This is a genomic window from Streptococcus oralis subsp. dentisani (assembly GCF_003944205.1).
GTDB classification, from domain to species: Bacteria; Bacillota; Bacilli; order Lactobacillales; family Streptococcaceae; genus Streptococcus; species Streptococcus oralis_BH.
Genome location: NZ_RJPH01000002.1, coordinates 155,313 through 181,573, shown reverse-complemented (window position 1 = coordinate 181,573; position 26,261 = coordinate 155,313). Strand labels below are relative to the sequence as shown.

The following is a 26,261-nucleotide window of genomic DNA, read 5'->3' as shown; positions in this document are numbered from 1 at the left end:
ACTATTTCATCGTCTATCAAGAACAATTATGATAGTGTGATAAAGAGAAGACTGATAAGCTCTTCTCTTTTTAGTTGATTTTGACTAGCTTTTTTGTGAAAAATTGTGTAAAATAGAATAGATAAACGAGGGAAACCTCGAAAAATAAAAGGAGAATCCATCTAATGGTAAAATTGGTTTTTGCTCGCCACGGTGAGTCTGAATGGAACAAAGCTAACCTTTTCACTGGTTGGGCTGATGTTGATTTGTCTGAAAAAGGAACACAACAAGCGATTGACGCTGGTAAATTGATCAAAGAAGCTGGTATCGAATTTGACCAAGCTTACACTTCAGTATTGAAACGTGCGATCAAAACTACAAACTTGGCTCTTGAGGCTGCTGACCAATTGTGGGTTCCAGTTGAAAAATCATGGCGCTTGAACGAACGTCACTACGGTGGTTTGACTGGTAAAAACAAGGCTGAAGCTGCTGAACAATTTGGTGATGAGCAAGTACACATCTGGCGTCGTTCATACGATGTATTGCCTCCAAACATGGACCGTGATGATGAGCACTCAGCTCACACTGACCGTCGTTACGCTTCACTTGACGACTCAGTTATCCCAGATGCTGAAAACTTGAAAGTGACTTTGGAACGTGCCCTTCCATTCTGGGAAGACAAAATCGCTCCAGCACTTAAAGATGGTAAAAATGTATTCGTAGGAGCTCACGGTAACTCAATTCGTGCCCTTGTAAAACACATCAAACGCTTGTCAGACGACGAAATCATGGACGTGGAAATCCCTAACTTCCCACCATTGGTATTCGAATTCGACGAAAAATTGAACGTAGTTTCTGAATACTACCTTGGAAAATAATCTATAAACAGAAAGCCTAGATTACTAGGCTTTTTTGTTTTTGCTTCTAGTTTCCAACTAGTTGAAAAAGCGTTATAATGATAGTAAAGAGTGACTTAATTGTAAGAAAGAGAGAAGGACGATGGCTTATATTGAAATGAAACACAGCTACAAGCGTTACCAGGTTGGGGATACGGAGATTGTGGCTAATCGAGATGTGAATTTTGAAATTGAAAAGGGGGGAGCTGGTCATTATTCTTGGTGCTTCAGGTGCTGGAAAATCAACCGTTCTCAATCTTTTAGGAGGTATGGATACCAATGATGAGGGGGAGATTTGGATTGATGGTGCCAATATTGCCAACTATAGTTCGCACCAACGAACAAACTATCGTCGTGAAGATGTAGGCTTTGTTTTTCAGTTTTACAATCTGGTCTCCAATCTGACAGCCAAGGAAAATGTGGAACTGGCTTCAGAAATCGTGATAGATGCCTTGGATCCAGAGCAAGTGCTCAAAGACGTAGGGCTAGGTCATCGCCTCAATAACTTTCCAGCCCAGCTTTCTGGAGGGGAGCAACAGCGAGTCTCTATTGCACGGGCAGTAGCCAAAAATCCTAAAATCCTCCTTTGTGATGAACCGACAGGTGCTTTGGATTACCAGACGGGGAAGCAAGTCTTGAAAATTCTCCAAGACATGTCTCGTCAAAAGGGGGCGACAGTGATTATCGTGACCCACAATGGCGCGCTAGCCCCTATTGCAGATCGGGTGATTCACATGCGCGATGCCACGGTTAAGAGCATGACGATCAATGAGCATCCGCAGGATATCGATACATTGGAGTATTAGCATGAAAAAAGCATATCGGAAAGACCTAATTCAGTCAGTGACGACATCAAAGGGACGCTTTGTTTCTATCTTGACCTTGATGATGCTGGGTTCTCTAGCTCTAGTAGGTCTTAAAGTAGCCAGTCCAAACATGGAACGTACGGCAGAGGATTATCTCCGTAAAGCCAATACTTTGGATCTGGCCGTGATAGCTGATTATGGCTTGGACAAAGAAGACCAAGACGAACTAAAGACACTTCAAAGAGCAAGTGTTGAGTTTGGCTATATGGCAGACCTAACCGTTGAAAATAGTGAAGAAGCGGTTCGACTTTATTCCAAACCAGAGAGCATTTCAACCTTCCAAGTGACAGAAGGGCGACTGCCAGAGGCTAATGGGGAAATTGCCTTGGCTGATTTCTGGAAAGACCGCTATCAGATTGGAGAGACCATTACTTTTACTAAGAAAGAAGAAAAGTCCGTCCTAAAATCCCAAACTTTCACAATTACTGGATTTGTTCAGTCGGGTGAGATGCTTTCTCAAAAAGACTTAGGGAGTGCTAGTAGTGGAAATGGAAGCTTGGCTGGCTATGGAGCGATTTTACCCAGCCAGTTTGACTCAGATGTTTATAGCATTGCGCGTGTGCGCTATGATGATTTAAAAAATCTGGGTGCTTTTTCATCAGACTATAGGAGCAAACGAGATCAACATCAGGAAGACTTGCAAGACTTGCTAGCTGATAATGGTCAAAAACGATTGACCAGCATCAAATCAAATGGACAAAAGAGCTTGGAAGATGGGAAAGAGCAGCTCCAAACAGCAGAAGGTAACCTTCAAAATGGCAAGAGTCACTTAGAGCAGGCTGAAAGTCGCTTGAAAACGCAAGAAGAACAAGTGACCGCTTTGCCAGAGCCTCAAAAGAGTCAAGCCAAGGAGCAATTGACAAAAGCTAAGGAGGAATTGGCTACAGAAAAAGAAAAAATGGCTCAGACAGAGAGTAATCTAGCCAAGGAAAAAGAGAAGCTTGAACAACGTCAGAAAGAGCTGGATGAACTGGCAGAGCCGACTTACCATGTTTACAACCGACAAACCATGCCAGGTGGTCAAGGCTATCTCATGTATAGTAACGCTTCAGCAAGCATTCGTTCTGTCGGGAATATCTTCCCCGTGGTGCTTTATATGGTCGCTGCAATGGTGACCTTTACAACGATGACTCGCTTTGTAGACGAAGAACGCACCAATGCTGGTATTTTTAAGGCTCTAGGTTACCGAAATCGAGATATAGTTGCCAAGTTTGTTCTCTATGGTTTTCTTGCAGGAACTGTAGGCACTATCTTAGGAACACTTCTAGGACATTATCTCCTTGCAGGAGTGATTTCAGATGTTATAACTGCTGGGATGGTCGTTGGAAAAAGTCAGGAGTATTTTTACTGGTCTTATAGCCTCCTTGCCCTAACCTTAAGTTGGGTATCCAGCGTTTTGCCAGCTTATCTGGTGGCTCGGAGGGAATTACACGATGAAGCAGCCCAACTCTTGCTTCCCAAACCTCCCGTTAAAGGATCAAAAATTTTATTGGAACGCCTGAGCTTTATTTGGAGTCGTTTGAGTTTTACTCATAAGGTTACTGCGCGAAATATTTTCCGTTATAAGCAACGGATGTTGATGACCATTTTTGGAGTTGCAGGTTCGGTGGCTCTCTTATTTGCAGGTCTTGGCATTCAGTCTTCTGTAGGAGGAGTTGTCGAGCGTCAATTTGAACAAATCCAGCAATACCAGATGATCGTAGCGGAAAAGAGCAGTGCCAGTGAGCAAGAAAAAACAGATCTAGAAAGTGCCTTGCAAGCTGAGCCTATCTATGCTTATCAAAAGATTTACTCTAAATCCATTGAAAAAGATTTCAAAGGAAAAGCAGGACTTCAAACCATCACCATGATGGTTACTAGTGGAGAAGATTTCAAGCCCTTTATCGCTTTACAGGAAAATGGGCAAGAGTTGCAGGTCACCGATGGAGCGGTCGTGAGTCAAAAACTAGCTCAACTAGCAAATGTTAAGGTTGGGGACAAATTGGAGCTTGATGGGAAGGAAATCAAGGTCGCGGCTATTTCTGAAAACTATGTTGGACACTTTGTTTATCTCAACCGAGCGACTTACGAACAAGTCTACAGCACCAGTCCACAAGACAATACCTACCTAGTAAAATTAAAAGATCCAACACCTTCCAATACGGAGAAAGAAGCTGCTACCTTCATGGAAAAAGCTGCTGTTTCTGGGGTGGTCCAAAATGCGACTGCCATCCATCTCTTTGAATCCGTGGCTAGTTCGCTCAATAAAACCATGGCAATCCTTGTCCTTGTTTCCGTTTTACTAGCCATTGTCATTCTCTACAATCTCACCAATATCAATGTCGCAGAACGTATCCGTGAACTTTCCACTATCAAGGTTCTCGGTTTCCACAATAAAGAAGTGACCCTCTATATCTACCGCGAGACCATGGTGCTATCCCTTGTGGGGATTGTTCTCGGTTTGGTAGCTGGCTATTATTTACATCAATTTTTGATACAAATGATTTCACCTGCCACTATACTTTTTTATCCACGAGTCAGCTGGGAAGTCTATGCTCTTCCAATCGTCGCAGTGACTGTAATCTTAGCCTTACTGGGTGTCTTTGTCAATCACCACTTGAGAAAAGTGGATATGCTCGAAGCCCTGAAATCAGTAGAGTAATTCACGGTTTTAAACAGTAAATCAGTTGACAAAGTCCCTGCTTCTTGGTAGAATAAGAACTGTCGTAAAGACAAATAACTTCTTCTTGGTTACAGGCATGCCAACCTGTCACTCGGATGAAGCCAAATAAAAAGGAGAAACATCATGGCAATCTCAAAAGAGAAAAAAAATGAAATCATCGCACAATATGCACGTCACGAAGGTGATACAGGTTCAGTAGAGGTTCAAGTTGCTGTCCTTACTTGGGAAATCAACCACCTTAACGAACACATCAAACAACACAAAAAAGACCACGCTACTTACCGTGGATTGATGAAGAAAATCGGTCGCCGTCGTAACTTGCTTGCATACTTGCGTAAAAACGACGTTAACCGTTACCGTGAGTTGATTAACTCTCTAGGACTTCGTCGCTAATCTTGCGTCTAAAACGTTTCTATACTTCGTTGCCTTTGCCTCGATGTACCATCAGTACAATCTTCGGCTTGTCGCCTAGTCTATAAACGTTTTATCCAGCAAGAATTATGATGCTAAGGGCGTTAAAAATCCGTATGAAAATAGGGAAACGACGCAGTCTTCGATGAACACAAGGAGTTTCATCTTTTTCACTAGGATTTTAGCCCAGGCTCAAATTAGCTCTCTGATTTCAGAGGGCTTTTTCTATATATGTTTCTATCCTTGTTCATATGATAGAAATATGGTATACTTTTCATGAGAATTTTCTAAATTTTTAATATTCTATCGAAGGAGGTTTGCATGCTTTCCAAATTTTCTGGAAGCCGACAGGACCTGAAATTTGTGTTACTTTTAGGTATTTTGTTAGGTGTTTTAGGGATTTCTCTCTTTCTAGCAGTTTCTATGGGATCTGTTGCGATTGATCTAGAAGATACCTATCGGATTATTTTGAGCAGATTGGGGATTCCTCTTGAGATAGGAGAGGTTTCCAAGTCTACTCTTGCCATTGTATGGAACATGAGATTCCCCCGAGTATTGTTAGGTCTGATAGTAGGGGCCGGTCTTTCCATGTGTGGTAGCGTGATGCAGTCTACAGTGAACAATCCCATCGCAGAGCCTTATGTCTTAGGAATATCTGCGGGTGCAACTCTAGGAGCAACTCTAAGCATCATTCTTGGTTTAAAGGTGATGATTAGCCTAGGAGCTTTTCTTGGAGCTATTTTGGCGACAGTCGCTGTTCTCATCATTGCCTCTATGCAGGGAAGAATGACGACTTCCAGTCTGATTTTATCAGGAACGGTGGTCAACGCTCTCTTTCTGGCTTTTTCCAACTTTATCATCTCAGTCGGCGCTAATGCGGACAGTGTGATGACTATTAAATTTTGGACCATGGGCTCGCTAGCCGGGACTACCTGGTCTGACTTAGTCCTGCCAACTATGGTAGTAGGAATAGCCTTTCTATTTTTCTCTACTCAGTATCGTGTTTTCAATGCGATGATGATGGGAGATGAGGCTGCTTTAACTTTGGGGATTCCCTTACGCTTTTATTGGTATCTTTATGTGACAATGGTGGCTGTGTTGACAGCAGTCTTAGTGGCAACCTGTGGGATTATTGGATTTGTCGGTCTGATTACTCCACATTTAGCTCGAGGGTTAGTAGGAACGAATTACAAGAGACTTTTTCCCGTTGCGACCTTACTAGGTGCCCTCTTTATCATCTGGGCAGATGTACTCTCTCGTATCATCATTCCAAATGCTGAGCTTCCAATTGGTATTTTCACAGCCTTAGTAGGTGCTCCCTTCTTTATCTACATTGTTGGAGGTAGGCGAAGGGAGGTGAGGGCCTGATATGGACTTGATTTGTCAGGATGTCCACTTTGGACTAGGAGAGAAAAAAATCCTCAAAGGAGTTTCTCTTAAGGTTGAGGGGCATCAATTTCACACGATACTAGGACCAAATGGGAGTGGGAAAACCAGCCTGCTTAAACTCCTCTATCGTCAGGAAAAGGCGGACAAAGGCTTGATAAGCCTAGATGGAAAGCCACTGGAGCATTGGTCACTAAAAGAAACAGCCAAGCAAATGGCAGTTGTAACCCAGTTCAATCAATTGCAGTTTGATTGTACAGTTGAGGAAATCGTCTTGCTGGGAAGAACTCCCCACCTCTCTTTTTTACAGAAGGAAAAGGAAAGAGATTATGCCCTCGTTCAAGATGCTCTCGTCAAGGTGGATATGCTTGAGAAGAAAAACCGTCTCTATTCGTCCCTGTCAGGGGGAGAAAAGCAGCGAGTCTTATTAGCACGCGCCTTGGCGCAAGAACCGACTCTCTTGCTCCTGGATGAACCAACCAATCACCTGGATATCAAGTACCAGCTAGACTTATTGGCCATTGTGAAGAATCTCAAGATTAATGTACTAGCTGTCCTGCATGATATTCAACTTGCTTGTCGCTATTCGGATTATCTCTATCTGATGAAAGAGGGGGAAATCCTTTACCAAGGGACTCCAAAGGAGACCATTACCCCTGAGTCATTGCAATCTGTATACGGAGTTCAAAGTCAGGTTACTTGGACCGAGGATCAGCAAGCTATGATTCACTATTTATAAGAATGAAAAGGAAAATAAGATGAAAAAAACACTAAGCATTTTACTCGTAACAGTAGCTACCCTAACCATGGCAGCTTGTGGTAACACTACTACAGAAAAAGCTACCACGCAGTCTAGCACAGAAACAAGTCAAAAGGCCAGCACAGAGACGACTTATCCACTCACGGTCAAAACCTATGATGTTAAGGGGAATGAAGTCGAACAAGTCTTTGAGAAGGCACCTGAAAAAGTTATCACCAACAATCTTTCAACCACTGAAATTTTATTGGAGCTAGGTTTGAAGGATAAAATTGCTGGTATGCTCAACCCTGACAATGCTGTAACAGGTAAATACAAGGACGCGATTGCGACGATTCCTCAAATCGGTGATAAAAAAACAGTCTCACAAGAGACAGTCCTTTCTTATGAGCCAGATGCGGTGATGGGTCGAAACATGATGTTTTCTGAAAAATCTTTGGGGACAGTTAGCACTTGGAATGAAAACAAAATCCCAGTCTATACACAAAAAGCCTCTCTTTCAACGATTCAGCAAGATTTGGGAAATATCGTAGAAGATGTCAAAAATCTTGGAATGATTTTCAATGTTCAGGACAAGGCCAATGAATACGCAGCCCAATTACAAGCTAAAATTGACGCTGTTAAGAAAGCAAACCCAGCAAGTCAAGGTGAAAAGAAAAAGGCTTTGATAATGGTTGCTTATAATGACGACACCTTCGGTGCCTACAAGTCTGCTTTGCAAGAAAGCTTGTTGAATCAACTTGGTTATACAAATGTTGCAACGGGAACATCAGGCTTGACCTTGGAAAATCTCGTGTCAATGGATCCTGAGTTGATTATCTATGTAACTAGCGACCGCAATAAAAAATTGGATGCCAACGCAGTAGAGTTGATGAAGAAAAATGCTGTTTTGGAAAACGTTCCTGCAATTAAGAATCAAAAAATCATGACCATTTCTTACGATGAGTTGATGGACTATGGTCCAGCAGTGATTGATTCCCTTGAGAAAATCAATGACTTTATCAATAAATAATGAGTTTGATTGGGAGGGAATCCAAGTCAATGTCAGCCTTCCTTCGACTTATGATCCCAATCAAACTTATCCAGCGATTCTCTTGAATGATGGAAACTTGGATTTCCTATCATCCCTTTCAGAATCTGTGATTTTAGTTGGTTTGACCTCTAAAAATCGCCTAAACGACTACACTCCCTGGAAGGCAGCTGCTCTGAGAGAGGGGGCTCCAGATTTTGGCGGTCAGGCAAATGCCTATCATGGTCATTTATTTGGTAATCTTTTAGAAAAGTTGCAGGCACTTTATCGCCTGGACAAAAATCGCCTTGCCTATGGAGGTTACTCACTAGGTGGTTTGGCGGCAGTATACAGTCTTTTCCGTTTTGATAAGGTCTCCTGTGTCTTCTCTATCTGCGGTTCCTTTTGGTATCCTGATTTTGTGACATATTGCAAGGAAGAAAAGGTGAAAAATCTAGACTGTTTGCTGTATTTACAGAATGGTCAAACAGAAGGAGCACATCATAGCAATCGTCTGGCTCAAGCACCAGTTTATGCTGAGCAGATCCATACCAGCCTTCAGCAACGTTATCCAACTGGTCAGTTTGTCTTTGATCCTTATGGGCATCATGAGCAAGTAGCTGAGCGCTTTCTAGCCTTTTCCAGCTGGTTGGCAAAGAAATGGGAGATTGAATAAAGTAAGAGGAGAGACAAGGCAAAAATTAAATTTGAGGAGAAAATTCAGTAAAACTTTCTATAATAAAACGCATAATATGAACTCTCTGAGTTTCTTATATTATGCGTTTTTATGATTTTAGAGTTTCTTTGAATGAAGAAAAAAACATGTTCTATAATGAAAAGTGACTGGATTGTCATTGGAAAGGAGCAGACGAGATTTATTAAGAATATTATAGGATTGATGAAATGATAGATATTTGTAGAAAATCACACACTTTAATCTCAGTCATTTTTATATTACTAACACTAGGAATATGTATTTTTGAAGACTGATATTTTTATCATGAATTTATTCGATAAAAGAAAATACTCCTTTATTTCTAAAGAAAGAGGGACAAAATCTTTTTGAGATGATAGAGTAGAATATGAAATTTGCTCTTAATATATTAAAAGAGAAGACCAAGAGGCCCTCTCTCATTGTTAACTATTTTTCTTGTTATAGTTGGCAAAGAATCTAAATGGTGCAAAACTCCTTTCCTCTACCTTCTATATGAAAAGAATCTCTTTAATCTTTTTTCTTAACACCAACAGTCAAACCAGAGGCTACTGCAATTAAGGCAACTCCAAGTACGGATAAATTAGAAGATGCCTTTTCACCAGTTTTGGGTAATTCAGATACTTTATTAGAAAGCGTAGAAGTATGATAAACTGCCTTTGTGCTTCCGATAGGTTTTGGTTTAAGTACGACATGCGCCTCTGTTAAGAAGTCATATTTCTCTGTTATGATGCGGTAAACACGTCCTTCTTGGACAGTCTTAACAACATGATTTGTAAAATCACGATTTAAAAGACTAGAAAATTCTTGATTAATATTAAGATAAAGCCCTTTTGTCCCCTCAACTAAAGGTTTGAAGGTCGATTCTGTGTATCTCATCCCTACAACTGATAGAGAAATATCTGCTGCTTTAAGAGCTTTCAGAGTCTCTTCTACTGTTGGAATGCCTGGAGTACGGAAATCAATACTTTCATCAGTAATTAAGAATGCAAAACGACGATTATTAGAAGCTGTAGACCAATCATAATCTTTTGAGGTTGCGATATGATGTAGAGGGACTGTAGGCTCTTCTGTTCCGCCGTATGTTCGAATAGATCTAAGCGCCTTAATATACTCCTCTACATTCTTAGTGAATTTAGATCCATTAAAATCGAAATATTGAACATTGTCAGCAGCCTCATACGCGATTAAGCCAAGACGAGCATCAACTTTTTTATTAGCCAAATCACGGACAAAGTTCTCGATATTCTGTACAACATTTTGAATAGAAGAATCCATTGAAACTGACTTATCAATAGTAAAGACGATATCTGCAGAACCAGCCGCTTGTTTAGTAATTATTACATCTGCTTCTTTCAAAACTTTTTCAAATGTAGTTTTCTTGATAGTTTGAGTAACATTAGCTACATAGTCATCTGTATTAACGTGATCTGTAACAGTCTTTGTTGTTGTAACAGGTGTCTTTTCTCCAACGGCAGTTCCCTTAGCAGCTAAATGAGTTGTTTCAACACTTACAGAAGTCTCTGCTTTGGCAGTTGCTTCTGTACCAGCTGTGTTTTCTTTAGTATCTACCTTGGCGTCCGTTGAAGTAGTAGTTACTTTAACTATATCACCAGGTTGAGCTTTATCAAGTGGTACTACAGAGACATTAACTTTATCTTGAATCTCCTTAACTGTTTCGGAAATTTGCTGATTAGTTTGAGTAGTTTTAGTGGAAAGTTCATTTGAACCTACTTGAGCAAGATCATTAGCAACTTGACTTGGATTCTTTACCTCATCAGCATCAACTTGCCCCATTGCTGTAAAGGCAGACGCTAGAGCAACCGTCAATAAAACAGACTTGCACTTCCCGAATAAAGAATGTTTATGATTCATTATAAAAATCCTCCCCTTTTTAATAATATAATATCAAAATCAAAGTAATTTGTCAAAAAAAATTCTATATAGAATGTAGAGTTTTCTTCTGATTATACAGGGATAAATATCATAAAAATGCATAGCAACAAGTGTCCAAAAACATTGATGCTATGCATTTCTTATGGAAAGGCTTGCTGGATTTTCTCTTAAAATCGAGTTTTTGTGCAGCGGTTCTCATTGTCTTAACCAAGAGCCTCTCTCTTCTTATCTGGATTCCAGATAAAGCTTGCGATAAAGCTAAAGATAATCGTTAGGATACCAACAAGCACTGCAAGGATAAGGGCAGGGATGCGGACAAGCCACCAGAGTGGGTTTGGTTTTTTATCGTTGTGCCATTGTTTGGCTTCTTCATCCAAACGTTGGAATTCTGCTTGGATACGATCTGCAACCATTTCGATCCCCTCATCATTCATTTTCTTGATATCTGAGATATCGATAGGATTTCCAAAGTTCATATCGACGCGTTCACGGCTAACCAAGCCTTTCAAGGTCATGGGACCTGTGTAGGTGACAGGCATAATACGGACCTTGGCCATTTTGGCAATCAAGGATACGCCTCCCTTGACATCGTTTGAGTGGCGGCTCCCACTTGGAAACATGATGAGAGAACGGTCGCTTTTTTTGAGGACGTTAATAGGATATTTGATGGCAGAAGCGCTAGGGTTTTCCCGGTCGATAGGAAAGGCGCCACACATACGGATCCACCAGCCAAAGATGCGGTTGTTAAAAAGCTCTTTTTTGGCCATAAAGATGAACTGTTTTGGCTTGGTCGCAAAGGCCATGTAAACAGGATCCCACCAGGTACGATGAGGAGCGACGAGGATATAGTTTTCATCTTGACTAGGGATTTTATCAGTATTGTGATAGTGGGCATTGCCATTGATGGACCACAAGATCAGCATGACTAGTCCACGCAAATAAGTATAAAACATGAGATCTCCTTCGATTGTATTGCTTTTATTATTATACCTTATCGAAAGACTACTGGCAAACTTTTTCAGTTATCAGTGGAGATATTTTGGATGAGATTAGAATTCTGCTAGAAAAAATGATATGATAGAATTTATGGATAAAAATAAGATAATGGGATTATCCCAAAGAGAAGTCAAGGAAAGACAGGCTCAAGGTTTGGTCAATGACTTTACCGCATCGGCCAGTACCAGTACTTGGCAAATCATCAAACGAAATGTTTTTACACTTTTTAACGCTTTAAACTTTGCTATTGCTTTGGCGCTGGCTTTTGTGCAGGCTTGGAGCAATCTGGTTTTCTTTGCCGTTATTTGCTTTAACGCTTTTTCAGGGATTGTGACCGAACTACGGGCCAAACACATGGTGGACAAGCTCAATCTCATGACCAAGGAAAAGGTCAAAACCATCCGTGATGGTCAGGAAGTTGCCCTTAATCCGGAAGAATTGGTTCTAGGAGATGTCATTCGTTTGTCTGCTGGGGAGCAGATTCCTAGTGATGCTCTGGTTCTAGAAGGTTTCGCAGAAGTCAATGAAGCCATGTTGACTGGTGAGAGTGATTTGGTACAAAAGGAAGTTGACGCCTTGCTTTTGTCTGGAAGTTTCTTAGCCAGTGGATCAGTTTTAGCTCAAGTTCATCATGTTGGGGCAGAAAACTATGCTGCCAAACTCATGCTGGAAGCCAAGACCGTTAAACCCATCAACTCTCGTATCATGAAATCGCTGGACAAGCTAGCTGGCTTTACTGGGAAGATTATCATTCCATTTGGTCTGGCTCTCTTGCTAGAAGCCTTGATGTTAAAAGGCTTACCTCTCAAGTCATCCGTTGTAAATTCGTCGACAGCTCTTTTGGGTATGTTGCCCAAGGGAATCGCCCTTTTGACCATCACCTCGCTCTTGACCGCGGTGATTAAGCTGGGTCTGAAAAAGGTCTTGGTGCAGGAGATGTACTCTGTTGAGACCTTGGCACGCGTGGATATGCTCTGTCTGGATAAGACGGGTACCATCACCCAAGGAAAGATGCAGGTGGAGGATGTTCTTCCACTGACGGAAACTTTTGGTGAAGAAACTATTGCCAGCATCCTGACCAGCTATATTGCCCATAGTGAGGATAAGAATCCAACTGCACAAGCTATTCGAAAGCGTTTTGTGGGAGAAGCTGCCTATCCTATGCTTTCCAATCTTCCTTTCTCTAGCGACCGCAAGTGGGGAGCTATGGAGTTAGAGGGTCTGGGGACGGTTTTCTTAGGGGCACCTGAGATGTTGCTGGACTCTGAAGTCCCTGAAGCTAGAGAGGCCTTGGAGCGAGGTTCTCGTGTCTTGGTCTTGGCTCTCAGTCAGGAAAAACTGGACCACCACAAGCCACAAAAACCATCTGATATTCAAGCCTTGGCACTGCTGGAGATCTTGGATCCGATTCGAGAGGGAGCAGCAGAGACTTTGGATTATCTCCGTTCTCAAGAAGTGGGCCTCAAGATTATCTCTGGTGATAATCCGGTCACTGTATCCAGCATTGCCCAGAAGGCCGGTTTTGCGGACTATGACAGCTATGTAGACTGTTCAAAAATCACAGATGAGGAATTGATTGCTATGGCTGAAGAAACAGCTATTTTCGGACGTGTTTCTCCTCATCAAAAGAAACTCATCATCCAAACGCTGAAAAAAGCGGGTCATACAACGGCTATGACAGGAGACGGAGTCAATGATATTCTGGCCCTTCGTGAGGCGGATTGTTCTATCGTAATGGCTGAAGGAGATCCTGCGACTCGTCAGATTGCCAATCTGGTTCTGTTGAACTCAGACTTTAATGATGTTCCTGAGATTCTCTTTGAAGGTCGTCGCGTAGTCAATAACATTGCCCACATTGCACCGATTTTCTTGATTAAGACCATTTATTCCTTCTTGCTCGCTGTGATCTGTATCGCCAGTGTTCTTCTGGGACGTTCTGAATGGATCTTGATTTTCCCTTTCATCCCGATTCAAATTACTATGATCGACCAGTTCGTGGAAGGTTTTCCGCCATTCGTTCTGACCTTTGAGCGAAATATCAAACCTGTCGAGCCAAACTTTCTCAGAAGATCCATGCTTCGTGCCTTACCCAGTGCCCTTATGGTCGTCTTCAGCGTTCTCTTTGTGAAAATATTTGGAACGAGTCAAGGTTGGTCTGAGTTAGAAATCTCAACCCTGCTCTATTATCTCCTTGGGTCTATCGGTTTCTTATCCGTATTTAGAGCCTGCATGCCATTCACCCTCTGGCGTGTGCTCTTGATTGTTTGGTCAGTTGGAGGCTTCCTGGCCACAGCCCTCTTCCCAAGGATTCAAAAACTGCTTGAAATTTCAATTTTGACAGGACAAACGCTACCTGTTTATGGAGCTATGATGCTGGTCTTTACAGTGATTTTCATTCTAACCAGTCGTTACCAAGCGAAAAAATAAAGTAAGACTGCAATTTGTGGATTGCGGTCTTTTTAGGTGCAAGATTGCCAGCTGAAATGTGGTATAATAAGAGGTAACAGAGTTTTGGAAAGTGAGAGAAGATGATTTCAAAGAGATTAGAATTAGTGGCCTCCTTTGTGCCTCAAGGGTCCATTTTACTAGATGTGGGGAGTGACCATGCTTATCTGCCTATCGAATTGGTCGAGAGAGGCCAAATTGAAGCTGCCATTGCAGGTGAGGTCGTGGAAGGTCCCTACCAGTCTGCGGTTAAAAATGTAGAAAGTCACGGGTTAAAGGAGAAAATCCAAGTCCGTTTAGCCAATGGTTTGGCAGCTTTTGAAGAATCTGATCAAGTATCGGTCATCACCATTGCTGGTATGGGCGGGCGATTGATTGCAACGATCCTAGAAGAAGGCTTGGACAAGCTGTCTGGTGTGAAACGTTTAATCCTCCAGCCCAATAATCGTGAAGATGACTTGCGCATCTGGTTGCAAGACAACGGATTTCAGATTGTAGCCGAAAGTATTCTAGAAGAAGCTGGCAAGTTTTATGAAATTCTAGTGGTGGAAGCGGGACAAATGAAGCTATCAGCTAGTGATGTTCGCTTTGGACCTTTCTTGTCCAAAGAAGTCAGCCCAGTTTTCGTTCAAAAGTGGCAGAGAGAAGCAGCTAAGTTAGAGGTTGCCCTCAGTCAAATCCCAGAAAAAAATCTGGAGGAACGTCAAGTTTTAGTAGATAAAATTCAAGCCATTAAGGAGGTACTCCATGCTAGCAAGTGAAGTCATTAAACGCTATGAAGCCTTTTGCCCTCAGGAATTGTCTATGGAGGGTGACAGTCATGGTCTGCAAATCGGTACTTTGGAAAAGGAGATTCAAAGGGTTATGGTTGCCCTAGACATTCGTGAAGAGACGGTGGCAGAGGCCATTGAAAAGAGTGTGAATTTGATTATCGTTAAGCACGCGCCTATCTTTCGTCCCATCAAGGACTTGGTAGCCAGCCGTCCGCAAAATCAGATTTACATCGACCTGATCAAGCATGACATTGCAGTTTATGTCAGCCATACCAATATTGACATTGTTGAAAATGGTCTCAATGACTGGTTCTGCCAGATGCTAGGCATTGAGGAGACGACTTATCTCCAGGAAACAGGCCCAGAACGTGGGATTGGGCGGATTGGAAATATTCAGCCTCAGACATTTGGGGAATTGGCCCAGCATGTCAAGCAAGTCTTTGGTCTTGATAGTCTTCGCATGGTGCATTATCAAGAGAGTGATTTGAAGAAGCCTATTTCAAGAGTGGCTATCTGTGGTGGTAGTGGGCAGTCTTTCTACTCTGATGCTTTGGCAAAAGGAGCTGATGTCTTTATTACTGGTGATATCTACTACCATACTGCCCAAGACATGCTGTCTGATGGCTTGTTGGCGCTGGACCCAGGCCACTATATTGAAATCCTTTTTGTCGAAAAAATCGCTGAGCTCCTTACTCAATGGAAGGCAGAAAAGGGCTGGGCTATTGATATTGTACCTAGTCAAGCATCGACCAATCCTTTCCACCATATCTAGTTAGAAGGTAAAGACAATGAAAAAAGTTGCCATTATTGGAGCAGGGATTGTAGGTGCTACTGCTGCCTACTACCTCTCCAAAGAAGCAGATTTAGAGGTGACAGCTTTTGACCATGGACAAGGTCAGGCTACCAAGGCAGCAGCGGGAATTATCAGTCCTTGGTTTTCCAAACGCCGTAATAAAGCCTGGTACAAGCTGGCGCGCTTGGGGGCTGACTTTTATGTGGATTTGTTGGCTGATTTAGAAAAGACTGGTCAGGAGATTGACTTTTACCAGCGCTCAGGAGTTTTTCTCCTAAAAAAGTATGAATCCAAGTTGGAAGAGCTCTATCAACTAGCTCTTCAGCGCAGAGAAGAATCTCCCTTGATAGGTCAGTTAGTCATTCTGGATCGAGCGTCTGCAAATGAATTGTTCCATGGTCTGCAAGGATTTGACCGCCTGCTCTATGCTTCTGGTGGAGCGAGAGTAGATGGTCAACTCTTAGTGACTCGTTTGCTGGAAGCCAGTCAAGTCAAGCTGGTCAAAGAAAAAGTGACTCTGACTCCTGTATCATCAGGCTACCAGATTGGGGATTACGTTTTTGATCAGGTCATTTTGGCTACAGGAGCTTGGTTGGGACAAATTTTGGAGCCTTTAGGATATGAGGTAGATGTTCGTCCCCAAAAAGGACAACTCCGAGATTATCAACTTACCCTAGATATGGAATCATACCCTGTGGTCATGCCAGAAGGGGAGTGGGATTTGATTCCTTTTGCTGGTGGGAAATTATCCCTAGGAGCTACCCATGAAAACGACATGGGATTTGACTTGACGGTAGATGAACCCTTGCTCCAACAAATGGAAGAAGCAGCCTTGCCATACTATCCAGCCTTGGCTGAAGCTACTATAAGAGGTGAGCGAGTAGGAATCCGTGCTTATACCAGTGATTTTTCACCATTTTTTGGGCAAGTTCCAGGCTTAGCAGGTGTCTATGCGGCTAGCGGACTAGGGTCATCAGGTCTCACAACGGGTCCTATCATTGGTTACCATCTAGCCCAACTGATCCAAGATAAGGAGTTGACCTTAGATCCAGTAAACTATCCAATTGCAAACTATGTTAAACGAGTAAAAAGTGAATAAAATTTTACTGAAATTTTAGCAGGTGGTTTAGGATGGCAAATGACATTCCCTATCAAAAATGGTAAAATAAGAAAAAATAATTCGAGAATCGAGGAAAGAAGATGCAAGAAAAGATTTTGGTAACGGGTGGAGCAGGTTTTATCGGAACCCACACAGTTATTGAGTTAATCCAAGCGGGTCATCAAGTTGTTGTAGTGGATAATCTTGTCAATAGCAATCGTAAGAGTTTAGAAGTTGTTGAAAAAATTACAGGAGTTGAGATTCCTTTCTATGAGTCAGATATCCGTGACACAGATACCCTCAGAGATATTTTCAAGCAGGAAGAACCGACTGGTGTCATTCACTTTGCGGGTTTGAAGGCTGTTGGTGAATCAACACGTATCCCTCTTGCCTATTATGACAATAATATCGCAGGAACTGTCAGCCTTTTGAAAGCTATGGAAGAAAACAACTGTAAGAACATCATCTTCAGTTCTTCTGCGACAGTTTACGGAGACCCTCATACGGTTCCAATCTTAGAAGATTTCCCACTTTCAGTGACCAATCCATACGGTCGTACTAAGCTCATGTTAGAGGAGATTTTGACCGATATCTACAAGGCAGACTCAGAATGGAATGTGGTCTTACTTCGTTACTTTAACCCAATCGGTGCTCATGAAAGTGGAGACTTGGGAGAAAATCCTAACGGAATTCCAAACAATCTCTTACCTTATGTTTCACAAGTAGCAGTTGGCAAACTAGAGCAAGTGCAAGTGTTTGGAGATGATTACGATACTGAAGATGGAACCGGGGTTCGTGACTATATCCACGTTGTAGACCTAGCCAAAGGTCACGTTGCAGCTCTTAAAAAACTCCAAAAAGGTTCAGGTCTTAATATTTATAACCTTGGAACTGGTAAAGGATATTCTGTTCTTGAAATTATCCAAAACATGGAAAAAGCGGTGGGACGTCCTATTCCTTACCGCATCGTAGAACGCCGCCCAGGTGATATCGCTGCCTGCTACTCAGACCCTGCAAAAGCCAAGGCAGAACTGGGCTGGGAAGCTGAACTCGACATCACTCAAATGTGTGAAGATGCATGGCGTTGGCAAAGCAAGCATCCAAATGGATTTGAAGACTAAGATGATGATTTCGATCATTGTCCCTTGTTTAAACGAAGAGGAAGTACTTCCTCTTTTTTATCAGTCTGTTGAAGATTTGCTTCCAGAATTGGGAGCAGAGATTGAGTATGTTTTTGTGGACGATGGCTCAAGCGATGGGACCTTGGAGCTTTTGAAGTCCTATCGGGTGCAAAATCCTGCGGTACGTTATGTCTCATTCTCACGAAATTTTGGGAAAGAGGCGGCCTTATACGCAGGTTTGCAGCATGCAACTGGAGACTTGGTGGTCGTGATGGATGCAGACCTTCAGGATCCTCCTAGTATGCTACTTGAGATGAAAGCCTTACTAGACCAGAATGCAGACTTAGACTGTGTTGGGACGCGGAGAACCAGTCGGGAGGGAGAACCCTTTTTCCGTAGTTTCTGTGCCGATCTCTTTTACCGTCTCATGCAAAAAATCAGCCCAGTAGCTCTGCCCTCGGGTGTCCGTGATTTTCGCATGATGAGAAGGTCTGTGGTAGATGCTATTTTAACCTTAACCGAGTCCAATCGTTTTTCTAAGGGGCTCTTTGCTTGGGTTGGTTTCCGAACGCACTATCTTGACTATCCAAATGTCGAAAGACAGGCTGGCAAAACCAGTTGGAGTTTTAGACAACTCTTTTTCTACTCGATTGAAGGGATTCTCAACTTTTCAGATTTTCCCTTGAGTATAGCCTTTGTAGCGGGACTCCTATCTTGTTTTATTTCTTTTATGATGACTGTTTTTGTGGTGTTTCGGACCCTTATCTTGGGGAATCCGACATCTGGCTGGACCTCTCTGATGGCTGTCATTCTCTTTCTTGGAGGGATTCAACTTCTGACCATTGGGATTCTAGGCAAGTATATCAGTAAGATTTATCTGGAGACCAAAAAAAGACCACTCTATCTCATTAAAGAAAAAAGTGATCTTTCTATTTTGAAGGAAAAATAACCGAAAAAGACTATAATTTTACCTAGAAATATGCTAAACTAATAGATGAAGGGGTTAAAGTGATAAAAAGAATCTACAATATCAATCTCCCTTTTAAACTATGACGGATCTTTTAGAAGTGCACGTGTAGGACAATTTTTGATGGCCTCCAGAACATCGCTGGTCTCAGCGATTTCTCTTTGCAATTCAACTGGATCATCGTAAAATCGAACGATTCCATTATCGTGGTAATCAAAGAGTTCAGAATAGGTTTGGCAAAGCCCACAGGCGATGCATCGTTCAGGTATAAGTATGAGTTTCATATTTATATTGTAATAAGAAAGTTTAAAAAATACAAGGAGTAAGGTATGGAAAAAGAACCATGGCAAGAAGATATTTATGAAAATAATGAGGAAGAATCAAGATCAGAACGTCGTCACCGTAAACAAAAGGGAAAAGGCGTTGTTGCCAATCGTGTCTTGACCGTTCTAGCTAGCCTCTTCTTTGTGATCGTTGTAGCGATGGTTGTCGTATTGATTTATCTTTCTACTGGAGGAAGTAACCGTACGGCAGCTTTGAAGGATTTTTATGATTCTTCAGCTCCATCGTCAACCTCTAAAGTGGAAGAGTCTTCTTCCTCTACTAGTAAAGCTCAAGAAACGAAAGAATCAACTCCTTCAGAAAGTAGTTCTGAAGAACACACAGATGGAGAAGGAACGCTTACTGTGCAACCTGGAGAAGGAGAAGCAGCTCTCGCTCAGCGTGCAGGGATTTCCATTGCCCAGCTAGAAGCTCTGAATCCTTCTCATATGTCATCAGGAACTTGGTTTGCCAACCCTGGTGATGTCATCAAGACTAGATAGGAGTCGGAAATGAAGACAATTCAAATTGCTATTGATGGTCCTGCTTCCAGTGGTAAGAGTACGGTCGCAAAGATTATTGCTAAGGATTTTGGTTACACTTATCTCGATACAGGCGCTATGTACCGTGCTGCGACTTATATAGCGCTCAAGCACCAGTTGGATGCAGGAAATGTAGACCAACTTCTTGAGCTTCTTAACCAACACCCTATTAGTTTTGGTCGTTCAGAAACAGGTGAGCAACTTGTTTTTGTAGGGGATGTTGATATTACTCATCCGATCCGTGAAAATGAAGTGACCAACAAGGTTTCAAGCATTGCTGCCATTCCTGAGGTGCGTGAGAAACTGGTTTCGCTCCAGCAAGAGATTGCTCAGCAAGGTGGTATTGTCATGGATGGGCGTGATATCGGGACAGTTGTATTACCACAAGCTGAACTCAAGATCTTCCTAGTAGCCTCTGTTGAAGAAAGAGCAGAGCGTCGTTACAAGGAAAATATTGCTAAAGGGATTGAGACTGACTTGGAAACTTTGAAAGAAGAGATTGCTGCGCGTGACTACAAGGATAGTCATCGTGAAACCTCACCTCTCAAACAGGCTGAGGATGCAGTTTACCTTGACACAACTGGACTAAGTATCCAAGAAGTGGTCGAAAAAATTGAATCTGAAGCAAAAAAATATATGTCCTAGGGACGAGAGGAGCAGGCTAAATGAAGCCTGCTCCTTTTCTCTCTTTTGTGCGCGTTTCAAAACAGTCTTTTTGGGAGAATTTTGATAAAATAGTAATATCAATAAAAAGGACGGAAGCATGACAAAGAAAATCATAGCCATTTGGGCCCAAGATGAAAAAGGGGTGATTGGGAAGGAAAATCGTCTCCCATGGCATTTGCCAGCAGAGTTGCAACATTTTAAGGAAACAACTTTAAATCACGCCATCTTGATGGGACGAGTGACCTTTGATGGAATGGGGCGTCGTCTGCTTCCCAAACGCCAAACCTTGATTTTGACACGAAACAGTGATGAAGTCGTGGATGGAGCGCTCGTGTTTCAAGATGTGAAGTCTGTTTTAACTTGGTATCAGAGTCAGGAAAAAAATCTCTATATCATTGGTGGAAAACAGATTTTTCAGGCTTTTGAGCCCTATTTAGATGAAATCATCGTGACACAGATTCATGCTCAGGTAGAGGGAGATACCTATTTCCCTGAGGAGTTTGACTTGTCTCGTTTTGAGACAGTCGCAAGCAAATCTTATACCCGAGATGAGAAAAACGACTATGATTTCACCATCCAATACCGAAAGAGAAAGGAAGTCTAATGGAGCGCAGTATATTTGGATTTTTTACAGCTTTTTTGTGTGTAATCTGTATTTTGACTGGAGCACAGGCTTTTCGTAAGAAGCGCTATGGACTATCTGCCTTACTCTGGTTGAATGCTTTTACCAATCTGGTAAACAGTGTCCATGCTTTTTATATGACCTTATTTTAGATAGAATGATAAATTAGAATGGAAGGAAATCATGCCTACAAATAGGAAAAATGATATGATGGTTTATTGCTCATTTTGTGGCAAAAGCCAAGAAGAAGTAAAGAAAATAATCGCTGGGAACAATGCCTTTATCTGTAATGAATGTGTGGAGTTGGCTCAGGAAATCATTCGGGAGGAGTTGGCCGAGGAAGTCTTGGCAGACTTGTCTGAAGTGCCAAAACCAATCGAGCTCCTCAATATCTTGAACCACTATGTGATTGGTCAAGATCGTGCTAAACGTGCCTTGGCTGTGGCTGTATACAACCACTACAAACGCATCAATTTCCACGATACGCGTGAAGAGTCAGAAGATGTGGATTTGCAGAAGTCAAACATCTTGATGATTGGTCCAACTGGTTCTGGGAAAACTTTCTTGGCCCAGACTTTGGCTAAGAGCTTGAATGTGCCTTTCGCTATTGCAGATGCAACAGCTCTGACTGAGGCTGGGTATGTGGGTGAGGACGTGGAAAACATCCTCCTCAAACTCTTGCAGGCTGCTGACTTTAACATCGAACGTGCAGAGCGTGGGATTATCTACGTGGATGAAATTGACAAGATTGCCAAGAAGAGCGAGAATGTGTCTATCACACGTGACGTTTCGGGTGAAGGGGTGCAACAAGCCCTTCTCAAGATTATTGAGGGGACTGTAGCCAGCGTACCGCCTCAAGGTGGACGCAAACATCCACAACAAGAGATGATTCAGGTAGATACTAAAAATATCCTCTTTATCGTGGGTGGTGCTTTTGATGGCATCGAAGAGATCGTTAAACAACGTTTAGGTGAAAAAGTTATCGGTTTCGGCCAAAATAATAAAGCGATTGACGAAAATAGCTCATACATGCAAGAAATTATCGCTGAAGATATTCAAAAATTCGGTATTATTCCTGAGTTGATTGGACGCTTGCCTGTCTTTGCAGCTCTTGAGCAATTGACGGTCGATGACTTGGTTCGCATCTTGAAAGAACCAAGAAATGCCTTGGTCAAACAATACCAAACCTTGCTTTCTTATGATGATGTCGAGTTGGAATTTGACGACGAAGCCCTACAAGAAATCGCCAATAAGGCTATCGAACGCAAGACAGGGGCGCGTGGTCTTCGCTCCATCATCGAAGAAACCATGCTAGATGTTATGTTTGAAGTACCGAGTCAGGAAAATGTGAAACTGGTTCGCATCACAAAAGAAGCTGTTGATGGAACGGATAAACCAATCCTAGAAACAGCCTAGAGGTGATTATGGAAATCAATACACACAATGCTGAAATCTTGCTCAGTGCAGCCAACAAGTCCCACTATCCGCAGGATGACCTGCCGGAGGTTGCTCTAGCAGGGCGTTCAAATGTTGGCAAGTCTAGCTTTATCAACACCATGTTGAACCGCAAGAATCTGGCTCGTACATCAGGGAAACCTGGAAAAACCCAGCTACTCAACTTCTTTAACATTGATGACAAGATGCGCTTTGTGGATGTACCAGGTTATGGCTATGCCCGCGTTTCCAAAAAGGAACGTGAAAAGTGGGGGCGCATGATTGAGGAGTACCTGACGACTCGGGAAAATCTCCGTGCCGTGGTCAGTCTGGTGGATCTCCGCCACGACCCGTCAGCAGATGATGTGCAGATGTACGAATTTCTCAAGTATTATGAGATTCCGATTATCATTGTTGCGACCAAGGCGGACAAGATTCCTCGTGGTAAATGGAACAAGCACGAATCAGCAATCAAAAAGAAATTAAACTTTGATCCAAGTGACGACTTCATCCTCTTTTCATCTGTCAGCAAGGCAGGGATGGATCAGGCTTGGGATGCAATATTAGAAAAATTGTGAGGGAAAGAAATGGCAAAAACAATTCATACAGACAAAGCTCCAAAAGCAATCGGATCTTATGTTCAAGGAAAAATCGTTGGCAATCTTTTGTTTGCGAGCGGTCAAGTTCCTCTATCTCCTGAAACTGGAGAAATTGTAGGAGAAACGATCCAAGAACAGACCGAACAAGTTTTGAAAAATATCGGTGCTATTTTGGCTGAAGCAGGAACAGACTTTGACCATGTTGTCAAAACAACTTGCTTCTTGAGCGATATGAACGACTTTGTTCCTTTTAACGAGGTTTACCAGACTGCCTTTAAAGAGGAGTTCCCAGCTCGTTCAGCTGTAGAGGTTGCACGTCTTCCTCGTGATGTAAAAGTCGAAATTGAAGTGATCGCAGAGATTGGATAAGCTAGTTGAAGTTTGGCTCTGCCAAACTTTTTTTGATATAAGGAGAGATAGATGACAAAAAAACAACTTCACCTGGTAATTGTGACAGGGATGAGTGGTGCAGGGAAAACGGTAGCCATTCAGTCTTTCGAGGATTTGGGATATTTCACCATTGACAATATGCCGCCAGCCCTCTTACCAAAGTTTTTGCAGTTGGTTGAAACTAAAGATGATGATCATAAACTGGCCTTGGTAGTCGATATGCGGAGCCGTTCCTTCTTTTCAGAGATTCAGACCGTTTTGGATGAATTGGAAAACCAAGATGATTTGGACTTCAAAATCCTCTTTTTAGACGCAGCAGATAAGGAATTGGTAGCACGCTATAAGGAAACCAGACGAAGTCACCCTCTAGCTGCAGATGGTCGGATTTTAGATGGCATCAAGCTGGAACGTGAACTCTTGGCACCTTTGAAAAACATGAGCCAAAATGTGGTGGATACGACAGAGTTAACTCCGCGTGAACTTCGTAAAACCATTGCTGAGCAATTTTCGGACCAAGAACAAGCCCAGTCTTTCCGTATAGAAGTCATGTCTTTTGGATTCAAGTATGGTATCCCTATTGATGCAGACTTGGTTTTTGATGTCCGTTTTTTGCCAAACCCATACTACCTTCCGGAACTCCGCAATCAGACAGGTGAGGATCAAGCAGTTTATGACTATGTGATGAATCATGAAGAGTCTGAAAGTTTCTATCAGCACTTACTCGCCTTGATTGAGCCTATTTTGCCAAGTTACAAAAAAGAAGGCAAGTCTGTTTTAACTATTGCAGTAGGATGTACAGGTGGACAACACCGTAGTGTTGCCTTTGCAAAACGAATCGCTGAGGACCTTGCTAAAAACTGGCCTGTCAATGAAAGCCATCGTGACAAAGACAGAAGAAAGGAAACGGTAAACCGTTCATGAGAAAACCAAAGATAACGGTAATTGGTGGAGGAACTGGTATCCCCGTCATTTTGAAAAGCTTGCGAGAAAAGGATGTTGATATTGCGGCCATCGTAACGGTAGCTGATGATGGTGGATCTTCTGGTGAACTAAGAAAGAATATCCAACAGCTGACACCACCAGGTGATCTTCGCAATGTCCTGGTGGCCATGTCGGATATGCCTAAATTTTATGAGAAGGTTTTTCAGTACCGCTTTTCAGAAGAGGCTGGAGCTTTTGCGGGCCATCCGCTAGGAAATATCATCATAGCAGGGCTTTCTGAAATGCAAGGGTCTACCTACAATGCTATGCAATTACTCAGTAAGTTCTTTCACACAACAGGAAAGATCTACCCCTCAAGCGATCATCCTTTGACACTGCATGCAGTCTTTAAAGACGGTTCTGAGGTGGCAGGTGAGAGCCACATTGCAGATCATCCAGGCATGATCGACCATGTCTATGTGACCAATACTCTGGATGATGAAACACCGCAAGCCAGTCGTCGAGTAGTCAATACCATTCTCGAGAGTGACATGATCGTCTTGGGGCCTGGTTCCCTCTTTACATCGATTTTGCCCAATATTGTCATCGAGGAGATTGGGCAAGCACTCTTGGAGACTAAGGCAGAGATAGCCTATGTCTGCAATATCATGACCCAGCGTGGGGAAACAGAGCACTTTTCAGACAGTGACCACGTGGAAGTCCTCCATAGACATCTAGGTCGGCCTTTTATTGATACGGTCTTGGTCAATATCGAAAAGGTTCCTAGAGAATACATGAATACCAACCGTTTTGATGAATATTTGGTTCAGGTAGAGCATGACTTTGCTGGTCTTTGCAAGCAGGTTCCTCGTGTGATTTCATCCAACTTCCTTCGTTTGGAAAATGGAGGTGCCTTCCATGATGGCGATTTGATTGTAGACGAATTGATGCGCATTATACAGGTGAGGAAATGAGTTTCACAGTTGCAGTAAAAGAGGAAATTCTTGGTCAACACCATCTCAGTCGTCATGAACTATCGGCCATTATCAAGATGTCTGGCAGTATTGGTCTCTCGATTTCGGGGCTGACCTTGTCAGTCGTGACTGAAAATGCCAAGTTGGCTCGTCACCTTTATGAATCCTTTCTCCATTTCTATGATATCAAGTCAGAGATTCGTCACCATCAGAGAAGCAATCTTCGTAAGAATCGTGTCTATACGGTCTATACCGATGAGAGGGTGCAGGAGCTTTTAGCTGACTTGCGGCTTGCGGATTCCTTCTTTGGTTTGGAGACAGGTATTGATCCCGATATTTTAGCAGATGAGGAGGCTGGACGTGCCTATCTATGTGGGGCCTTTTTGGCAAATGGTAGCATCCGAGATCCTGAGTCTGGCAAGTACCAGTTGGAGATTAGTTCCGTTTATCTGGACCATGCCCAAGGATTAGCCTCTCTTCTTCAGCAGTTTTTGCTGGATGCCAAGGTTATTGAACGCAAGAAAGGTGCAGTTACCTATCTCCAACGCGCAGAAGACATCATGGATTTCTTGATCGTGATTGGGGCCATGCAGGCGCGTGATAATTTTGAGCGCGTCAAGATTTTGCGTGAAACTCGTAATGATCTCAATCGAGCCAATAACGCTGAAACAGCCAATATCGCTCGAACGGTTTCTGCTAGTATGAAGACTATCAACAATATCAGTAAAATCAAAGATAGAATGGGTTTGGAAAATTTACCAGTGGATTTGCAGGAGGTAGCTCAGTTGCGAATCCAGCACCCAGACTATTCTATCCAGCAGTTGGCAGATAGCTTGAGCAATCCCTTGACCAAAAGTGGCGTCAACCACAGACTCAGAAAAATAAACAAGATTGCAGATGAATTATAAAACCACGAATCGGTTGATCCGTGGTTCTTTTCTTGAGGTTATTAAATTGAGAAGAATTTTAAAGGAAGCCAACTCCATAATCTATGGTATACTATAGATGAGTTATACTGTAGCAC

25 protein-coding genes and 1 pseudogene are annotated in these 26,261 nt (G+C 42.5%); 23 read left to right on the top strand and 3 right to left on the bottom strand.

What is annotated here, in order from left to right; all coding sequences use genetic code 11:
• Positions 1 to 164: 164 nt before the first annotated feature.
• From D8805_RS02760 to D8805_RS02725, 8 genes and pseudogenes are all read left to right on the top strand, one after another.
• A complete protein-coding gene (locus D8805_RS02760; protein ID WP_000240126.1) occupies positions 165 to 857 on the top strand; it encodes a phosphoglycerate mutase in 693 nt (230 codons plus the stop codon).
• A 121-nt stretch (positions 858 to 978) separates the two neighbouring features.
• Positions 979 to 1,681 (top strand): annotated as a pseudogene (locus D8805_RS02755) (ABC transporter ATP-binding protein).
• A complete protein-coding gene (locus D8805_RS02750; RefSeq protein ID WP_185774563.1) occupies positions 1,677 to 4,382 on the top strand; it encodes an FtsX-like permease family protein in 2,706 nt (901 codons plus the stop codon). Before D8805_RS02755 ends, D8805_RS02750 begins: the two are co-directional and overlap by 5 nt.
• A gap of 144 nt (positions 4,383 to 4,526) precedes the next feature.
• Positions 4,527 to 4,796: a 30S ribosomal protein S15 gene (gene rpsO, locus D8805_RS02745; protein ID WP_001018251.1), complete on the top strand. Its 270-nt coding sequence runs from the start codon at positions 4,527 to 4,529 to the stop codon at positions 4,794 to 4,796.
• Positions 4,797 to 5,135: 339 nt separating this feature from the next.
• Positions 5,136 to 6,182, top strand: coding sequence for a FecCD family ABC transporter permease (locus D8805_RS02740; protein ID WP_125415348.1), 1,047 nt, complete (start codon positions 5,136 to 5,138; stop codon positions 6,180 to 6,182).
• Between the two features lies 1 nt (position 6,183).
• Positions 6,184 to 6,939 carry an ABC transporter ATP-binding protein gene (locus tag D8805_RS02735; RefSeq protein WP_125415347.1) on the top strand — a complete coding sequence of 252 codons (756 nt, stop codon included), beginning with the start codon at positions 6,184 to 6,186 and terminating at the stop codon, positions 6,937 to 6,939.
• 19 nt (positions 6,940 to 6,958) lie between these two features.
• Positions 6,959 to 7,969, top strand: a complete 1,011-nt coding sequence (locus D8805_RS02730; protein ID WP_125415346.1) for an ABC transporter substrate-binding protein — start codon at positions 6,959 to 6,961, stop codon at positions 7,967 to 7,969.
• Positions 7,950 to 8,642, top strand: a complete 693-nt coding sequence (locus D8805_RS02725) for an alpha/beta hydrolase-fold protein (RefSeq protein WP_125415345.1) — start codon at positions 7,950 to 7,952, stop codon at positions 8,640 to 8,642. Before D8805_RS02730 ends, D8805_RS02725 begins: the two co-directional genes overlap by 20 nt.
• Before the next feature lie 546 nt (positions 8,643 to 9,188).
• Here D8805_RS02725 and D8805_RS02720 read toward each other — a convergent pair.
• Together D8805_RS02720 and D8805_RS02715 are read right to left on the bottom strand one after the other, a co-directional pair.
• A complete protein-coding gene (locus D8805_RS02720) occupies positions 9,189 to 10,553 on the bottom strand; it encodes an LPXTG cell wall anchor domain-containing protein (protein WP_125415344.1) in 1,365 nt (454 codons plus the stop codon).
• 224 nt (positions 10,554 to 10,777) lie between these two features.
• The gene (locus tag D8805_RS02715; RefSeq protein ID WP_125415343.1) at positions 10,778 to 11,527 is read right to left on the bottom strand and encodes a lysophospholipid acyltransferase family protein; all 750 of its coding nucleotides are present in this window, start codon (positions 11,525 to 11,527) and stop codon (positions 10,778 to 10,780) included.
• 133 nt (positions 11,528 to 11,660) lie between these two features.
• On the opposite strand from D8805_RS02715, the gene D8805_RS02710 reads away from it, so the two are divergent.
• The 6 genes from D8805_RS02710 (at position 11,661) to D8805_RS02685 (ending at position 18,750) form a co-directional block, all read left to right on the top strand.
• Positions 11,661 to 13,997 (top strand): cation-translocating P-type ATPase, encoded by a 2,337-nt coding sequence (locus D8805_RS02710; RefSeq protein WP_125415396.1) that lies wholly within the window; start codon positions 11,661 to 11,663, stop codon positions 13,995 to 13,997.
• A gap of 101 nt (positions 13,998 to 14,098) precedes the next feature.
• A complete protein-coding gene (locus D8805_RS02705) occupies positions 14,099 to 14,776 on the top strand; it encodes a tRNA (adenine(22)-N(1))-methyltransferase (protein ID WP_125415342.1) in 678 nt (225 codons plus the stop codon).
• The gene (locus tag D8805_RS02700; protein ID WP_125415341.1) at positions 14,763 to 15,560 is read left to right on the top strand and encodes a Nif3-like dinuclear metal center hexameric protein; all 798 of its coding nucleotides are present in this window, start codon (positions 14,763 to 14,765) and stop codon (positions 15,558 to 15,560) included. The genes D8805_RS02705 and D8805_RS02700 overlap by 14 nt, the downstream gene beginning before the upstream one ends.
• A gap of 16 nt (positions 15,561 to 15,576) precedes the next feature.
• Positions 15,577 to 16,680 (top strand): NAD(P)/FAD-dependent oxidoreductase, encoded by a 1,104-nt coding sequence (locus D8805_RS02695; RefSeq protein WP_125415340.1) that lies wholly within the window; start codon positions 15,577 to 15,579, stop codon positions 16,678 to 16,680.
• Between the two features lie 101 nt (positions 16,681 to 16,781).
• Complete coding sequence (gene galE / locus D8805_RS02690) at positions 16,782 to 17,801, top strand: UDP-glucose 4-epimerase GalE (protein ID WP_125415339.1); 1,020 nt, start codon at positions 16,782 to 16,784, stop codon at positions 17,799 to 17,801.
• A gap of 1 nt (position 17,802) precedes the next feature.
• Complete coding sequence (locus D8805_RS02685; RefSeq protein WP_125415338.1) at positions 17,803 to 18,750, top strand: glycosyltransferase family 2 protein; 948 nt, start codon at positions 17,803 to 17,805, stop codon at positions 18,748 to 18,750.
• 98 nt (positions 18,751 to 18,848) lie between these two features.
• Here D8805_RS02685 and D8805_RS02680 read toward each other — a convergent pair whose 3' ends face one another.
• On the bottom strand, positions 18,849 to 19,052 hold the full coding sequence (locus D8805_RS02680) for a ferredoxin (RefSeq protein ID WP_185774562.1): 204 nt from the start codon (positions 19,050 to 19,052) through the stop codon (positions 18,849 to 18,851).
• 45 nt (positions 19,053 to 19,097) lie between these two features.
• On the opposite strand from D8805_RS02680, the gene D8805_RS02675 reads away from it, so the two are divergent.
• The 9 genes from D8805_RS02675 to whiA all read left to right on the top strand — a co-directional run bounded on the left by D8805_RS02675 (position 19,098) and on the right by whiA (position 26,145).
• On the top strand, positions 19,098 to 19,592 hold the full coding sequence (locus D8805_RS02675) for an SAG1386/EF1546 family surface-associated protein (protein WP_125415336.1): 495 nt from the start codon (positions 19,098 to 19,100) through the stop codon (positions 19,590 to 19,592).
• Between the two features lie 9 nt (positions 19,593 to 19,601).
• On the top strand, positions 19,602 to 20,276 hold the full coding sequence (gene cmk / locus D8805_RS02670; protein ID WP_000849393.1) for a (d)CMP kinase: 675 nt from the start codon (positions 19,602 to 19,604) through the stop codon (positions 20,274 to 20,276).
• Positions 20,277 to 20,394: 118 nt separating this feature from the next.
• Positions 20,395 to 20,901 (top strand): dihydrofolate reductase, encoded by a 507-nt coding sequence (locus D8805_RS02665; RefSeq protein ID WP_125415335.1) that lies wholly within the window; start codon positions 20,395 to 20,397, stop codon positions 20,899 to 20,901.
• 201 nt (positions 20,902 to 21,102) lie between these two features.
• Complete coding sequence (clpX, locus tag D8805_RS02655) at positions 21,103 to 22,335, top strand: ATP-dependent Clp protease ATP-binding subunit ClpX (RefSeq protein ID WP_004240351.1); 1,233 nt, start codon at positions 21,103 to 21,105, stop codon at positions 22,333 to 22,335.
• A gap of 8 nt (positions 22,336 to 22,343) precedes the next feature.
• On the top strand, positions 22,344 to 22,931 hold the full coding sequence (yihA, locus tag D8805_RS02650) for a ribosome biogenesis GTP-binding protein YihA/YsxC (protein WP_125415334.1): 588 nt from the start codon (positions 22,344 to 22,346) through the stop codon (positions 22,929 to 22,931).
• Positions 22,932 to 22,940: 9 nt separating this feature from the next.
• Positions 22,941 to 23,321 carry a RidA family protein gene (locus D8805_RS02645; protein WP_125415333.1) on the top strand — a complete coding sequence of 127 codons (381 nt, stop codon included), beginning with the start codon at positions 22,941 to 22,943 and terminating at the stop codon, positions 23,319 to 23,321.
• 51 nt (positions 23,322 to 23,372) lie between these two features.
• Positions 23,373 to 24,263, top strand: coding sequence for an RNase adapter RapZ (rapZ, locus tag D8805_RS02640; RefSeq protein WP_125415332.1), 891 nt, complete (start codon positions 23,373 to 23,375; stop codon positions 24,261 to 24,263).
• Entirely contained in the window at positions 24,260 to 25,237 is a 978-nt protein-coding gene (locus tag D8805_RS02635) for a YvcK family protein (RefSeq protein ID WP_001231057.1), read from the top strand. Before rapZ ends, D8805_RS02635 begins: the two co-directional genes overlap by 4 nt.
• Positions 25,234 to 26,145 carry a DNA-binding protein WhiA gene (whiA, locus tag D8805_RS02630; RefSeq protein WP_125415331.1) on the top strand — a complete coding sequence of 304 codons (912 nt, stop codon included), beginning with the start codon at positions 25,234 to 25,236 and terminating at the stop codon, positions 26,143 to 26,145. The genes D8805_RS02635 and whiA overlap by 4 nt, the downstream gene beginning before the upstream one ends.
• Positions 26,146 to 26,261: the final 116 nt, after the last annotated feature.

Coding starts and splice junctions, on each gene's coding strand:
- D8805_RS02760 (WP_000240126.1), top strand. CDS start 165: ATGGTAAAATTGGTTTTTGCTCGCCACGGTGAGTCTGAATGGAACAAA.
- rpsO (WP_001018251.1), top strand. CDS start 4,527: ATGGCAATCTCAAAAGAGAAAAAAAATGAAATCATCGCACAATATGCA.
- D8805_RS02740 (WP_125415348.1), top strand. CDS start 5,136: ATGCTTTCCAAATTTTCTGGAAGCCGACAGGACCTGAAATTTGTGTTA.
- D8805_RS02735 (WP_125415347.1), top strand. CDS start 6,184: ATGGACTTGATTTGTCAGGATGTCCACTTTGGACTAGGAGAGAAAAAA.
- D8805_RS02730 (WP_125415346.1), top strand. CDS start 6,959: ATGAAAAAAACACTAAGCATTTTACTCGTAACAGTAGCTACCCTAACC.
- D8805_RS02725 (WP_125415345.1), top strand. CDS start 7,950: ATGACTTTATCAATAAATAATGAGTTTGATTGGGAGGGAATCCAAGTC.
- D8805_RS02720 (WP_125415344.1), bottom strand. CDS start 10,553: ATGAATCATAAACATTCTTTATTCGGGAAGTGCAAGTCTGTTTTATTG.
- D8805_RS02715 (WP_125415343.1), bottom strand. CDS start 11,527: ATGTTTTATACTTATTTGCGTGGACTAGTCATGCTGATCTTGTGGTCC.
- D8805_RS02710 (WP_125415396.1), top strand. CDS start 11,661: ATGGATAAAAATAAGATAATGGGATTATCCCAAAGAGAAGTCAAGGAA.
- D8805_RS02705 (WP_125415342.1), top strand. CDS start 14,099: ATGATTTCAAAGAGATTAGAATTAGTGGCCTCCTTTGTGCCTCAAGGG.
- D8805_RS02700 (WP_125415341.1), top strand. CDS start 14,763: ATGCTAGCAAGTGAAGTCATTAAACGCTATGAAGCCTTTTGCCCTCAG.
- D8805_RS02695 (WP_125415340.1), top strand. CDS start 15,577: ATGAAAAAAGTTGCCATTATTGGAGCAGGGATTGTAGGTGCTACTGCT.
- galE (WP_125415339.1), top strand. CDS start 16,782: ATGCAAGAAAAGATTTTGGTAACGGGTGGAGCAGGTTTTATCGGAACC.
- D8805_RS02685 (WP_125415338.1), top strand. CDS start 17,803: ATGATGATTTCGATCATTGTCCCTTGTTTAAACGAAGAGGAAGTACTT.
- D8805_RS02680 (WP_185774562.1), bottom strand. CDS start 19,052: ATGAAACTCATACTTATACCTGAACGATGCATCGCCTGTGGGCTTTGC.
- D8805_RS02675 (WP_125415336.1), top strand. CDS start 19,098: ATGGAAAAAGAACCATGGCAAGAAGATATTTATGAAAATAATGAGGAA.
- cmk (WP_000849393.1), top strand. CDS start 19,602: ATGAAGACAATTCAAATTGCTATTGATGGTCCTGCTTCCAGTGGTAAG.
- D8805_RS02665 (WP_125415335.1), top strand. CDS start 20,395: ATGACAAAGAAAATCATAGCCATTTGGGCCCAAGATGAAAAAGGGGTG.
- clpX (WP_004240351.1), top strand. CDS start 21,103: ATGCCTACAAATAGGAAAAATGATATGATGGTTTATTGCTCATTTTGT.
- yihA (WP_125415334.1), top strand. CDS start 22,344: ATGGAAATCAATACACACAATGCTGAAATCTTGCTCAGTGCAGCCAAC.
- D8805_RS02645 (WP_125415333.1), top strand. CDS start 22,941: ATGGCAAAAACAATTCATACAGACAAAGCTCCAAAAGCAATCGGATCT.
- rapZ (WP_125415332.1), top strand. CDS start 23,373: ATGACAAAAAAACAACTTCACCTGGTAATTGTGACAGGGATGAGTGGT.
- D8805_RS02635 (WP_001231057.1), top strand. CDS start 24,260: ATGAGAAAACCAAAGATAACGGTAATTGGTGGAGGAACTGGTATCCCC.
- whiA (WP_125415331.1), top strand. CDS start 25,234: ATGAGTTTCACAGTTGCAGTAAAAGAGGAAATTCTTGGTCAACACCAT.